This is a genomic window from Bradyrhizobium sp. USDA 4504, assembly GCF_054063995.1.
This window is the reverse complement of sequence record NZ_JBSSGV010000001.1, coordinates 8,303,758-8,315,686: the sequence shown is the minus strand read 5'-3', so window position 1 is coordinate 8,315,686 and position 11,929 is coordinate 8,303,758. Positions and strand designations below refer to the sequence as shown.

Sequence of the window (11,929 nt, the reverse complement as noted above, 5' to 3'; positions counted from 1 at the left end):
GCCGGATCACCGCACTGCGTGCGCGGTCTGGTGCGGATCCGTCGGTGCTGCAGCTGCGTCGACCTCGCGCCAGGCTTGCGGCCGGACTTTGTCGCCGGCGGCGAATTTCTGGAACCCCTCGACGACGACCTTGTCGCCGGCCTTCAGGCCGTCAGTCACGAACCAGGAACCACCCTGCAGCGAGCCGGTGCGCACCGGCTGCACCGCGACGTGATTGTCGGCCTTGACGACGAACACCTCGCTGCCGCCGCCGCCATTGCGCTGGATCGCCTGCTGCGGCACGGCAATCGCATCGCTGTCGATGCCCTGCTCGATCAGCACGCGCACATACATGCCCGGCAGCAGGATGCGATGCGGGTTCGGGAACTCGCCGCGCAACGTCACCTGCCCGGTATAGGCGTCGACCTTGGCGTCGGAGAACAGCAGCTTGCCCGGCAGCGGGTAGATCGAGCCGTCGTCGAGCACGAGGCGCACCTTCATCGCGTCGGGCGCGATGCGGTCGAGATCGCCGCTCTCGAAGGCGCGGCGGAGCTGGTTCATCTCGGTCACGGACTGCTGGAAGTCGGCGTAGATCGGATCGAGCTGCTGGATGGTCGCAAGGCTCGCGGCGTCGTTCTGCACGACGAGCGCGCCCTCGCTGACCAGCGCCGCGCCGATGGTGCCGTCGATCGGCGCGCGGATCGTCGCATAATCCAGATTGAGCTTGGCTCGCGCGACTTCGGCCTCGCGACCCTGCACGTCGGCTTCGGCCTGCTTCAGCGTCGCGATCGCCTTTTCGTTCTCGGCTTCCGGCGCCGCGCGCTGGCTGGTCAAGGTGGCGATACGGCGGGCCTGCAGCGCGGCCTGTTCGAGCACGGCCTTGGCGCGCGCCAGCGCCGCCTCGGTCGACTGCAATTCGACTTCGAACGGGCGCGGATCGATCTGGTACAGGGGATCGCCGACCTTCACCTCGCTGCCCTGATGGAACATGCGGTTGACCACGATGCCCGAGACGCGCGGGCGTACCTCGGAAACACGGGTCGGCGCGATGCGGCCCGGCAGCTCGCGCAGCATCGCGCGCGCCTGCGGCTTCACGGTGACGACACTGACGTCCGGCTCGGGTGCTTGCACGGCGGCGGTTGCGGTGTTCGGCTCGTCGCAGCCTGCAAGCAGTGGCGCCGTCACGGCCAGCATCAGAGCAATGCATGCCGATTGCGCGCGAAGTCCAGACATTGAGATAATCGCCCCTGAAAGGTTTGAACAAACGAACGGCGGTGTCACGGCGACACCGCTCGCGTTGCTGCGATGAAAATAAAATCTGCTTGCTGCGACGCAATGCGTTTTTGGGCGGCTCAATGTCACAGAATGCTATCACTCTGATTTCGCGGCATCTTTTGTCTTGTCACCGCATTGTGAGCGGGTTCCATCGCAGGCTGTGGGAATGCATTAAGGTCTGCGTGAGCGGGAACCCCGCCATTTTGCCTGCGCGGAATGCCGCACCTTGCAACATCGAGACAATCGGACCGAATCACCATCGTCGCGTTCGCCTCACCGAATGACGCGTGCAAGCCGACCTCATTTCGCGATCTGCGGGTGGGGTGTGCAGTTCAGCGGATGGTGATGCGCCGAGCGGTCGGAAAGCCGTGCAAAGCGGCAACGGCCCACGAGATTCCAACTCAAGGTCCTGTTTGCTGCCCCTGGAATCGGCTTTCCTCACTCCGCCGCTGTGCCATATTGCTCGCAGATGCGGCCTTCGCGAACGGATGACCCGGCAATGCCTCCTTCCCGCTCCGACATGGAGATCGAATTGAGCAAGCTGTCCTCGCCTCGTATCTTCCTGGTGCGGATGCTGGTGTTCCTGGTGCTCTGCGGCCTGGTCGGGGTCGTGCTGTACAAGCAGATCGTCACCGCCTTCTTTGCCAATCCGGGGCTGAACGCCCTGATCGGGGCGGTGCTGCTGATCGGCATCATCCTGGCGTTCCGCCAGGTGATCCGGCTCTATCCCGAGGTCGCCTGGGTCAACAATTTCCGCATCGCCGATCCCGGCCTTGCGATCGAGCGCCGCCCGACGCTGCTTGCCCCGATGGCCGCGATCCTCGGCGGCGAACGCTCGGGGCGGATGTCGATCTCGCAGCAGACCATGCGACATCTGCTCGATTCGATCGCAACTCGCCTCGATGAAGCCCGCGACATCTCGCGCTACATGACCGGCCTGTTGGTGTTCCTCGGCCTGCTCGGCACCTTCTGGGGCCTGATCGAGACGGTGGGCTCGGTCGGCAAGGTGATCGACGGGCTCAAGGTCGGCGGCGACTCCGGCGCGCTGTTCGATACGCTGAAGGAGGGCCTCGCCGCGCCGCTCGGCGGCATGGGCATCTCGTTCTCGTCCTCGCTGTTCGGCCTCGCCGGCTCGCTGATCCTCGGCTTCCTCGACCTGCAGTCGAGCCAGGCCCAGAACCGCTTCTACACCGACCTCGAGGACTGGCTCGCCGGCACCGTGCGCGGCATTTCCGGCGATGAAGCCGGCGTCTCCGGCGACATGCAGGGCGCGATCGATCGGCTCCGCACCGCGCTCGAGGAAGGCGGCGGCGGCCGCAGCACCACGGCCGCGATGGCCAATCTTGCCGAGGCGATCCAGGGACTGGTTGCGCATATGCGCACCGAGCAGCAGATGATCCGGGAATGGGCCGACGGCCAGGGCGAGCAGAACCGCGAGATCAAGCGGCTGCTCGAACGCCTCGCCCGCCAGCCCGAGAAAAGCTAGCCGGGGAGCAAGCCCAAGGAGACACCCATGGCCCTCGCCCGCTCGCGCCGCAGCGAATCCGGCTTCAACTACTGGCCCGGCTTTGTCGACGCATTGTCGACGCTGGTGCTGTCGATCGTGTTCCTGCTGTCGGTATTCCTCGTCGTGCAGTTCTTCCTGTCGCAGGAGGTCACCGGCAAGGACAAGGCGCTGGAACAGCTCACCGCCAAGATCGCCCAGCTCAACGACCTGCTGTCGCTGGAGAAGCTCTCCAAGCTGACGCTCGACGACCAGGTGGCGCAGCTGCGCGCCGGGCTCGCTTCCGCCGAAGGCGAGCGCGACCGCATGAAGGGACTCTATGAGGGGCTCGCGAGTTCCGGCAGCGACGCGCAGGGCCGCGCCAACGAACTCAACAAGGCGCTGGAGTCCGAGAAGGCCGTATCGTCGCGCGCACTTGCGCAGATCGAGTTGCTGAACCAGCAGATCAGCGCGCTGCGCCGCCAGCTCGCCGCGCTCGAGGAGGCGCTCGACGCCTCCGAGAAACGCGACAAGGAATCGCAGAACCGCATCGCCGATCTCGGCCAGCGCCTCAATGTCGCGCTGGCGCAGCGGGTGCAGGAACTGTCGAAATACCGCTCGGAATTCTTCGGCCGGCTGCGTGCGATCCTCGGCAACCGTCCCGATATCCGCGTCGTCGGCGACCGCTTCGTGTTCCAGTCGGAAGTGTTCTTCGACACCGGCCAGGCGACGCTGCTGCCCGAGGGCAAGACCGAACTCGAAACTGTCGCGAGCGCGCTGATCGATCTCGACAAGCAGATTCCGCCCGAGATCGCCTGGGTGCTGCGCGTCGACGGCCACACCGACGTGCGGCCGATCAACAGCCCGCTGTTCAAGTCCAACTGGGAGCTGTCCTCGGCGCGCGCGATCTCGGTGGTGCAGTACCTGGTCTCGCTCGGCGTGCCGGCGCAGCGCCTGGTCGCCGCCGGCTTTGCCGAATTCCAGCCGCTCGACACCGCGCAGACCGAAGAGGCCTACAAGCGCAACCGCCGCATCGAGCTGAAGCTGACAGAACGCTAGGACGACGGCGCCTGGCCAACCAGTCGTCATTGCCGTGTTTGCGTGAACCCGTGAGGACGGGCACACGGCGCTATCCGTTCGTCGTCCTGGCGAAAGCCAGGACCTATAACCATCCCACTTGATCCTGGACGGGATCGTGGCCCCAGCGTCGCGCAACAATTGAGATTTGGGGTAATCGGTCCTGGCTTTCGCCATGACGACATTGAGTGTGTGGCAAGGTCAGTGAGTCACACGTCCGCATTCTCGCGACATGAATGTCCAAACTTCATGTCGAAAGATCCGCAACACCGGCGAGGCGTCGCCGCGATCGGTGGAGACCGTTCATTACACGGATATTTGCTTCGTCCTGGCGAGGCTTCCGGGAACGCATCAAATGCGGCGGACGTTATGTTGGTATCGCAATCTCGCGGGCTTGGCGGATGTCTCGTCTCCGTCGCGGCTGTGCCTGTCGCTCAAGCCTCACCGCGCCATCTCGGACCAGCACATGTTCAAGACCAAATTTGCCATCGTCGTCGCCGCCGGCCTCATCCTCGCACCGGCCCCGCTTCTCGCGCAGAACACCGGCGGCACCCCGCTGCCGCCGAGGCCTGGCGACCGCGCCGCACCGTCGAACGGCGTCGGCGGCACTGCGCTCCCGACCCAGTCCGGCCAGCGCGTCGCACCGTCTTCGGGCACCGGCGGCGGCAGCGCCGCACCGGCGCTTCCGGGAGGCCCGACGGGCACCACCACCGGCAATGCCGACAATCCGCAGCGGCGATGACGCGAGCGACGCTTGCGCGGGAAGTCCTGCGTGAACAATTGAACGCGCGGCCGATGTGATCGGCGATGGCCTGCGCCGAACGTCCATTCGATCATTGATTGATGAACGCCGCGCTAGGTCGCGCCGGCCGGCTCCGCGGCCGGTTCAACCGGCTCGGCTTCGGCCGTCACGAATTTGAGCCCGTAGGTCTTGCCGCGACGCCAGACCACCTCGCACGGATAGCGCTTGGCATGATCAGCGAGTAGCGTCAGCGCGAGGCGGTCATTCACCTCGAACTCGACCTCGGTGGTGATCTTGGCGCCGCCCGGCGAAATGTCGACCACGGCGCATTCGCTCTCGGTCGCGCCGTTGTCGACCGTGATCCAGGCCGCACGATTGTTGAGCTGGCGCCGCGGCTCGCGACTGACCTTGGTCCGTGCTCCATTGCTCGCCATCGTCGCCGTCCTTGAAGCCATTGGTCATTGAAAGACATTGCACGCCGTGCACGTCGCTCGACGCGCCCGGCACAGAACCGCAACGGCCACAATGCCGGCCCCCCGTAAAGCCTGGCTTAGCGCGATCGCTTGAACTTTACCGGAATCTTGACGGGGCTTTTAGCGAACAGGGATTCTGCAATTCCATCAGCGGGATACCGGCCGCGTCGGCAGCCATCGGCTTGACACGGAGACTGCACTCTTGGTGAAGTGGCGGCCGTGGCCTTGGCCACATCCCTGCAACAAGAGCGCTTCAAGCCGCCTTTTCCGACGGAAACGACCATGCTGATCCCCCTCGCCGACGTGCCGCGCTGGTATGCCGAACGCAAGCCCACGGATGCGATCGCCATCAGTCATGGCGCGGATGCGCTGACCTGGCTCGAGCTCGAGCGCCGCGCCAATGCACGGGCGCGCGCCTTCGCCGCCAAGGGCGTCAAGCCCGGCGACTTCGTCGCGATCGGGCTGCCCAACAGCAACGCGTTCTTCGAGACGACCTTCGCGGTGTGGAAGTGCGGCGCGACGCCGACCTCGCTGTCATGGCGGCTGCCGCGCGGCGAGGCCGCTGCCGTGCTCGAGATTCTGAAACCGTCGCTGGTGGTCGGCGGCGAGGCCGACTGGAATGCGCCGAATTCGCTGCCGGTGAATTTCGTGCCGGACGGATTCTCCGAGGAGCCGCTCGATGCGCCGGTCGCGCGCTACTGGAAGGCGATGACGAGCGGCGGCTCGACCGGGCGGCCGAAGGTGATCCTCGATCACAACCCCGCGGTGATCGAGACCACGGCCGAGGCGACGCTCGGCATTGCGCGCGACACCTCGCTGCTCAATCCGGGGCCACTGTATCACAATGCGCCATTCATCCTCTCGCACTTTGCGCTGTTCGGGGGCGGAAGGGTCACCGGCATGGTGAAGTTCGACGCCGAGGAGACGCTGCGGCTGATCGAGCGCGAGCGCGTGCAATGGGTGAACTTCGTGCCGACCATGATGCACCGGATCTGGGCGCTGCCCGAGGAGGTGCGCAACCGCTACGACGTCTCCAGCCTGAACATCGTGTTTCACATGGCAGCGCCGATGCCGCCCTGGCTGAAGGAGAAATGGATCGAATGGCTCGGCCCCGAGCGGATCTGGGAGCTCTATGGCGGCACCGAGCGGCAGGGCGCCTGCGTGATCTCAGGCACCGAATGGATGGCGCACAAGGGCTCGGTCGGCAAGATCGGCGAGACCGCGAAACTGCGCATCATCGGCGAGGACGGCAACGACGTCGCGCCCGGCGAGACCGGCGAAATCTATTTCCTGCCCAATGACGGCGCCGGCTCGACCTATCACTATCTCGGCGCAACGCCGAAGCGGCGGCCGGATGGCTGGGAGTCGCTCGGCGACATCGGCCGACTCGATGAAGAAGGCTATCTCTATCTCGGCGACCGGCTCGCCGACATGGTTCTGCGCGGCGGCGCCAACATCTATCCGGCCGAGGTCGAGGCCGCGGTCAGCGAGCATCCCGAGGTGCGCTCCTGCGTCGTGGTCGGACTGCCCGATCCGGAATTCGGCCAGCGCGTGCATGCAATCCTCGAGCTCGCCGACAGCGCCGATGCGCAAGCGATCGCCGACGGCATGGGCGATTTCCTGAAGGACCGGCTCAGCCGCTACAAGCATCCGGAAAGTTTCGAGCGCGTCGGCACCGCGCCGCGCGACGATTCCGGAAAGGTTCGCCGCACCATGCTGCGCGACGAGCGCGCCGCGTGGATCAAGGACAACCGCGCCTTCCGCATCATGCCGGCGCGTGCGGCAAAAACCGAATAGGTTCAATTATCTTGCGAGGGGCAGGTCTGCACGCCACATGAGCTGTGCAGGCTGCCCTGCAAGGTATATCATTCCATCTTCCCTGCCGGCAGAACCTCGGTCTACCTTGAGGTTCCAGCGCCCTGCACGCCAGGAGATCCCTTGATGCCCTCCACGACCGAATGGAAAGTGCCCGCGGCCTTTCAGCCTCGCCCCGAAGATTACCGCTACGATCTCGATCGCGCGCTGATGAGTGTGGTCGGGCTGCACTCGATCATTCCGCCGGATGCTTTCAGCGCCGAGACGCTCGGCACCGAGCGCGCCGGCAATGGCGTCCTGATCGACGACGGGCTGGTGCTGACGATCGGCTATCTGATCACTGAAGCCGCCACGGTGTGGCTGCATCTCGGCGACGGCCGCGCGGTCGAGGGCCACGCGCTCGGCTTCGATTTCGAATCCGGCTTCGGCCTGGTGCAGGCGCTCGGCCGGGTCGATCTCGAGCCGCTGCGGATCGGCTCGTCCGCGGCGACGCAGGTCGGCGACAATGTGGTGCTCGGCGGCGCCGGCGGCCGCACGCGCTCGGTCGCAAGCCAGATCGCGGCGAAGCAGGAATTCGCCGGCTACTGGGAGTATCTGCTGGACGAGGCGATCTTCACTTCTCCGTCGCATCCGAACTGGGGCGGCACCGGGCTGATCAACAATGCCGGCGAGCTGATCGGCATCGGCTCGCTGCAGCTCGAACGCGAGCGCTCGGGCCACGCCGAGCATGTCAACATGATCGTGCCGATCGATCTGCTCAATCCGGTGCTGGACGATTTGCGCAAGTTCGGCCGGGTCGACAAGCCGGCGCGGCCGTGGCTCGGCATGTTCACGACCGAGATCGACAACCGCCTCGTGGTGGTCGGCGTCGCCAGCAAGGGACCGGCGGCGCGCGCCGAACTGAAGACCGGCGACGTGATCCTCGCGGTCGACGGCGACAAGGTGACGAGCCAGGCCGGCTTCTACCGCAAGCTCTGGTCGCTCGGCGCGGCCGGCGTCGACGTGCCGCTGACCATCTATCACGAGGGCGTCACCTTCGACGTCACGCTGACCTCGATCGACCGCATAAAGCTGTTGAAGGCGCCGCGGCTTCATTGAGGCAAAGGGAAGAAGCAGCGGCGATGAGCGAGGCGGTGGTTGACGACATCGTGGCCGTGCTGCCGCCGCTGTTGCAGACGCTGGAATCGCTGTCCTTCGTCGCGCGCAACCTCAATCCGCCGGACTTCGATCGCGTGATGCAGATTGCGGGCGAGCCGGAGGAGGCCTTGCAGGCGGTGCGGCCGCGGCTCGCCGACTGGCCGGAGAGATTCGCGCACATCAAGACCGCGCTGGAAGCCGCGATCGAACCGGCGCTCGCCGGCTACGCAGGGCTGCGCGCTGTGCAGAACGGCGAAGGCGATCTGGTCAACGTATTCCGCGCGCTGCGCTATCTGCCGCGGGCGCAGGAGGCGCTCTATCCCTTGACCGAGTTGCCGCCGGTCAGCGGCTTCTTCATCGCGCCCGATCTGCGCGAGGATACCGAGCTGCAGGCGAAGCTCGCGGCCAAGCCCAACGCCGACACCGGAATCTTCCACGAGCGCAACGAGCCGGGCAGCCGCGGCGGCTTCTCGATGTACGTGCCGGAGTATTACACGCCCGACCGCGCCTGGCCGCTGGTGATGGCGCTGCATGGCGGCAGCGGCAATGGCCGCGGCTTCCTGTGGAGCTGGCTGCGCGATGCGCGCAGCCGCGGCGCCATCCTGGTGGCGCCGACCGCGACCGGCCAGACCTGGGCGCTGATGGGCGAGGACACCGACACGCCGAACCTGAACCGCATCATCGACCAGGTGCGCGCGCACTGGACGGTCGACGAGACGCGCACGCTGCTCACCGGCATGAGCGACGGCGGCACCTTCAGCTATGTGAGCGGGCTCGACGGCGCCTCGCGCTTCACGCATCTGGCGCCCGTTGCCGCGACCTTCCATCCGCTGATGGCGGAGATCGCCGACGCGGAACGGCTGCGCGGCTTGCCGATCTTCATCACCCACGGCCGGCTCGACTGGATGTTCCCGGTGCAGACCGCGCGGCAGACCCAAGGCCTGCTGTCGGCCGCCGGCGCGAGGGTGACCTATCGCGAGATCGACGATCTCAGCCACACCTATCCGCGCGAGATCAATGCGGAGATCATGCAGTGGATGAATGGTGAGCGAGCCGACAGCACCTGAGGGATCGTATCCCGTCATTGCGAGCCAAGCGAAGCAATCTATTGTCACCGAGCACGCGGGCAGATGGATTGCTTCGTCGCTGTCGCTCCTCGCAATGACGTTGCGGGGAGAAGATTACCCGTTCACTCGCGGCTTGAGCAGGTCGGAGAAGCCGACCCGGTGCAGCATCTCGTTGCGGACGCGGTCGATCACGCCGAATGCGACTTCGGCGCCGTCCTGCGTCGGATCGATGTGGACGCGGAACGGCCGCTTGCCGAACGTCGTATCGACGACCTTGACGATCGCGTCGGCGACCGACGAGGCGTCGGCATCCTCGGGCACGATCGCCGCGAACGCCTTCATGATCTCCTCGCCGAAGCCGGCATAGGGACCAGCCTCATATTCGGCGACGCGGGCCTCGTCGGCGGGACGGCCGGAATGCGCAAAGTGGTTGGTGCCGCCGGTGAAGGCGCCGGGCACGATGATCGAGGTCTCGATGCCCCAGCGCGTAAGCTCCCGGGCATAGATCACGGCCATCGCATCCATGCCGGCCTTGGCCGCGAAATACGGCGCGAGATAGGGCGGCGTGTGCCGCCGGCCGAAGAGCTGCTCGACACCCAGACCACGAGTCCCCTGCCCTGTTTGCGCAGTTGCGGCAGCGCCGCGCGATTGACGCGCTGTGTCGACAGCACGTTGACGTCGTAGAGCTCGGCAAGCTGCTCGGGCGTGAACGCCTCCGCCGGGCCGAACACCATGTGGCCGGCATTGTGCATCACGACGTCGAGGCGGCCTTCCTCGGCGACGATCTGCGCAATCGCCGCATCGACCGACGCCTGCGAGCCGACATCGAGCTCGAGCGCGCGCAGGTCGACCTTGTTGTCGCGCGCGAACTCCTCGATATCGGCGACCGCGGAGGCGTTGCGGCCGGTGGTGTGGCGCATCGAGGCATAGACGGTGTGGCCGGCCCTGGCGAGCGCGTTGGCGGTGAGGCGGCCGAAGCCGCTCGAAGCGCCGGTGATGACGATGACCTGTTTCATGACACGTATCCTTGTGAAGTCGGTTGAATGCGAGTTGGGTTGGAGATGTGCGGGCGTCAGACCAGGCCGCCATTGGCGCGGAGCGCCTGGCCGTTGATCCAGGAGCCGTCGGGGCCGGCGAGGAACGACACGACATTGGCGATGTCATCGGGCGTGCCGAGCCGCTCCAGCGGCACCATCTTGGCGAAGCGGTCGATCAATTCGTCCGACTTGCCGTGCAGGAACAGGTCGGTCGCGGTCGGCCCGGGCGCGACCGCATTCACCGTGATGCCGCGGCCGCGCAACTCCTTGGACAGGATCGCCGTCAACGACTCGATCGCGGCCTTGGTCGCGACATAGATGCCGTAGGTCTCGAGCTTGGTGCCGACGACGCTGGTTGAGAAGTTGACGATGCGTCCGCCGTTGCGCAGGCGGCGCGCCGCCTCGCGCATGGTGTTGAAGCTGCCCTTCAAATTGACCGCGACCTGCTGGTCGAACGCGGCATCGTCGCTGTCGGCGATCTTGCCGAGCTTCATGATGCCGGCATTGTTGACCAGCACGTCGACGCCGCCGAAGGCGGCTTCCGCCGCGTCGAACATGCCGCGCACCGCGTGGGCATCGCTGACATCGGCCTTCGCGGTCAGTGCCCGGCCGCCGGCGGCCTCGATCCTGTCGGCCACCGCCTGGGCGGACTTGGCGTCGCCGGAGTAGTTGACGACGACGGTGAAGCCGTCCTTGGCGAGGCGTTCGGCCACCGCCGCGCCGATCCCGCGCGAGGCACCCGTCACCAGAGCTACCTTGTTGGTTTGGTTGGTCATTTTCAGTCTCCCATCAGGTTGTGCGGCCGCGCCGCGTTCGTTGGGAGGACACTATGTCTTGGCACCTGCCGGATAATCGTACATGATCCGACATCACTATTCGTTAATACCGGATAATAGATGGACCGTTTCGACGCGATGCGCGTGTTCACCCGGGTGGTCGAGCGGCGCAGCTTTTCGCTCGCCGCCGAGGATCTGGGGCTGCCGCGCTCGACGGTGACGGACGCGGTGAAGGGGCTGGAGGCGCGGCTCGGCGTGCGGCTGCTCGAGCGCACCACGCGCACGGTCCGCCCGACGCTCGATGGCGAGGCGCACTACCGCCGCTGCCTGTCGCTGATCGCGGACCTCGAAGACGCCGAGGGCGCGTTCGGCGGCGCGCGGCCGAAGGGGCTGCTGCGGCTCGAGGTGCAGGGCACACTGGCGCGGCACTTCCTGCTGCCGAACCTGCCGGGCTTCCTCGCCGAATATCCTGATATCGAGATCAACATGAGCGAGAGCGACCGCTGGGTCGATCTGATCCGCGAAGGCGTCGACTGCGTGCTGCGCTTCGGCAAGCTGCCCGACAGCGACATGATCGCGCGGCAGGTCACGATGCTGGAGCGGCTGACTTGCGCGACGCCGGATTACCTTGCGCGTTTCGGCACACCGGTCGACCCGTTCGCACTCGATGGCCATCGCATGATCGGCATCCGCTCGCTGACGACCGGACGCCTGCGGCCGATCGAGTTCGTGATCGACGGCGCGCTGAAGCAGTTTCCGCTGCCGGCGCCGATGTCGGTGACCGGCCCCGAGAGTTACCTGGCGAGCGCCAAACTCGGCCTCGGCCTCGTGCAGGTGCCGCGCTTCCACGCCGAAGCCGATCTGACAAACGGCACGCTGATCCCGGTGCTGCAGCAATGCCCGCCGCCATCGGTGCCGGTAAACCTGCTCTATCCGCGCAACCGCCACTCGCCGCGCGTGCGCGTGTTCATCGATTACGTGATGCGGGCGTTCGCGCGCAGTTGATCGATCGCCGGAACCACAGCGAGCCCGGCGACGTTATGCTTCCGACACCGGAGGGATTGAGCG

10 protein-coding genes and 1 pseudogene are annotated in these 11,929 nt (G+C 66.2%); 7 read left to right on the top strand and 4 right to left on the bottom strand.

Annotation, left to right across the window (positions count from 1 at the left end; genetic code table 11):
- Positions 1–6 precede the first annotated feature (6 nt).
- Complete coding sequence (locus tag ACVMB1_RS39045; RefSeq protein ID WP_141341973.1) at positions 7–1,212, bottom strand: efflux RND transporter periplasmic adaptor subunit; 1,206 nt, start codon at positions 1,210–1,212, stop codon at positions 7–9.
- 541 nt (positions 1,213–1,753) lie between these two features.
- On the opposite strand from ACVMB1_RS39045, the gene ACVMB1_RS39040 reads away from it, so the two are divergent.
- The 3 genes from ACVMB1_RS39040 (at position 1,754) to ACVMB1_RS39030 (ending at position 4,556) form a co-directional block, all read left to right on the top strand.
- Entirely contained in the window at positions 1,754–2,740 is a 987-nt protein-coding gene (locus tag ACVMB1_RS39040) for a hypothetical protein (protein WP_057016194.1), read from the top strand.
- Between the two features lie 27 nt (positions 2,741–2,767).
- Positions 2,768–3,796 carry a peptidoglycan -binding protein gene (locus tag ACVMB1_RS39035; RefSeq protein WP_057016193.1) on the top strand — a complete coding sequence of 343 codons (1,029 nt, stop codon included), beginning with the start codon at positions 2,768–2,770 and terminating at the stop codon, positions 3,794–3,796.
- A gap of 484 nt (positions 3,797–4,280) precedes the next feature.
- Complete coding sequence (locus ACVMB1_RS39030; protein WP_141341976.1) at positions 4,281–4,556, top strand: hypothetical protein; 276 nt, start codon at positions 4,281–4,283, stop codon at positions 4,554–4,556.
- Between the two features lie 113 nt (positions 4,557–4,669).
- Here ACVMB1_RS39030 and ACVMB1_RS39025 read toward each other — a convergent pair whose 3' ends face one another.
- Complete coding sequence (locus tag ACVMB1_RS39025; protein WP_076825009.1) at positions 4,670–4,990, bottom strand: PilZ domain-containing protein; 321 nt, start codon at positions 4,988–4,990, stop codon at positions 4,670–4,672.
- 321 nt (positions 4,991–5,311) lie between these two features.
- On the opposite strand from ACVMB1_RS39025, the gene ACVMB1_RS39020 reads away from it, so the two are divergent.
- The 3 genes from ACVMB1_RS39020 (at position 5,312) to ACVMB1_RS39010 (ending at position 9,048) form a co-directional block, all read left to right on the top strand.
- Positions 5,312–6,826: an AMP-binding protein gene (locus tag ACVMB1_RS39020; protein WP_076825041.1), complete on the top strand. Its 1,515-nt coding sequence runs from the start codon at positions 5,312–5,314 to the stop codon at positions 6,824–6,826.
- A gap of 144 nt (positions 6,827–6,970) precedes the next feature.
- Positions 6,971–7,942 carry a S1C family serine protease gene (locus tag ACVMB1_RS39015; RefSeq protein WP_057016190.1) on the top strand — a complete coding sequence of 324 codons (972 nt, stop codon included), beginning with the start codon at positions 6,971–6,973 and terminating at the stop codon, positions 7,940–7,942.
- 23 nt (positions 7,943–7,965) lie between these two features.
- Positions 7,966–9,048 carry a carboxylesterase family protein gene (locus ACVMB1_RS39010; protein WP_076825001.1) on the top strand — a complete coding sequence of 361 codons (1,083 nt, stop codon included), beginning with the start codon at positions 7,966–7,968 and terminating at the stop codon, positions 9,046–9,048.
- Between the two features lie 114 nt (positions 9,049–9,162).
- On the opposite strand, the pseudogene ACVMB1_RS39005 reads toward ACVMB1_RS39010, so the two are convergent.
- Positions 9,163–10,064 (bottom strand): annotated as a pseudogene (locus ACVMB1_RS39005) (SDR family oxidoreductase).
- A gap of 56 nt (positions 10,065–10,120) precedes the next feature.
- Entirely contained in the window at positions 10,121–10,861 is a 741-nt protein-coding gene (locus tag ACVMB1_RS39000) for an SDR family oxidoreductase (RefSeq protein WP_076824999.1), read from the bottom strand.
- Positions 10,862–10,981: 120 nt separating this feature from the next.
- Here ACVMB1_RS39000 and ACVMB1_RS38995 point away from each other — a divergent pair, with 120 nt between their 5' ends.
- Positions 10,982–11,866: a LysR family transcriptional regulator gene (locus tag ACVMB1_RS38995; protein ID WP_456849722.1), complete on the top strand. Its 885-nt coding sequence runs from the start codon at positions 10,982–10,984 to the stop codon at positions 11,864–11,866.
- The last annotated feature ends 63 nt before the right edge of the window (positions 11,867–11,929 follow it).

Excerpts from the sequence above, each read along its gene's own strand:
- ACVMB1_RS39015 (WP_057016190.1), top strand. The coding sequence starts at position 6,971 with ATGCCCTCCACGACCGAATGGAAAGTGCCCGCGGCCTTTCAGCCTCGC.
- ACVMB1_RS38995 (WP_456849722.1), top strand. The coding sequence starts at position 10,982 with ATGGACCGTTTCGACGCGATGCGCGTGTTCACCCGGGTGGTCGAGCGG.
- ACVMB1_RS39030 (WP_141341976.1), top strand. The coding sequence starts at position 4,281 with ATGTTCAAGACCAAATTTGCCATCGTCGTCGCCGCCGGCCTCATCCTC.
- ACVMB1_RS39040 (WP_057016194.1), top strand. The coding sequence starts at position 1,754 with ATGCCTCCTTCCCGCTCCGACATGGAGATCGAATTGAGCAAGCTGTCC.
- ACVMB1_RS39020 (WP_076825041.1), top strand. The coding sequence starts at position 5,312 with ATGCTGATCCCCCTCGCCGACGTGCCGCGCTGGTATGCCGAACGCAAG.
- ACVMB1_RS39000 (WP_076824999.1), bottom strand. The coding sequence starts at position 10,861 with ATGACCAACCAAACCAACAAGGTAGCTCTGGTGACGGGTGCCTCGCGC.
- ACVMB1_RS39010 (WP_076825001.1), top strand. The coding sequence starts at position 7,966 with ATGAGCGAGGCGGTGGTTGACGACATCGTGGCCGTGCTGCCGCCGCTG.
- ACVMB1_RS39045 (WP_141341973.1), bottom strand. The coding sequence starts at position 1,212 with ATGTCTGGACTTCGCGCGCAATCGGCATGCATTGCTCTGATGCTGGCC.
- ACVMB1_RS39025 (WP_076825009.1), bottom strand. The coding sequence starts at position 4,990 with ATGGCGAGCAATGGAGCACGGACCAAGGTCAGTCGCGAGCCGCGGCGC.
- ACVMB1_RS39035 (WP_057016193.1), top strand. The coding sequence starts at position 2,768 with ATGGCCCTCGCCCGCTCGCGCCGCAGCGAATCCGGCTTCAACTACTGG.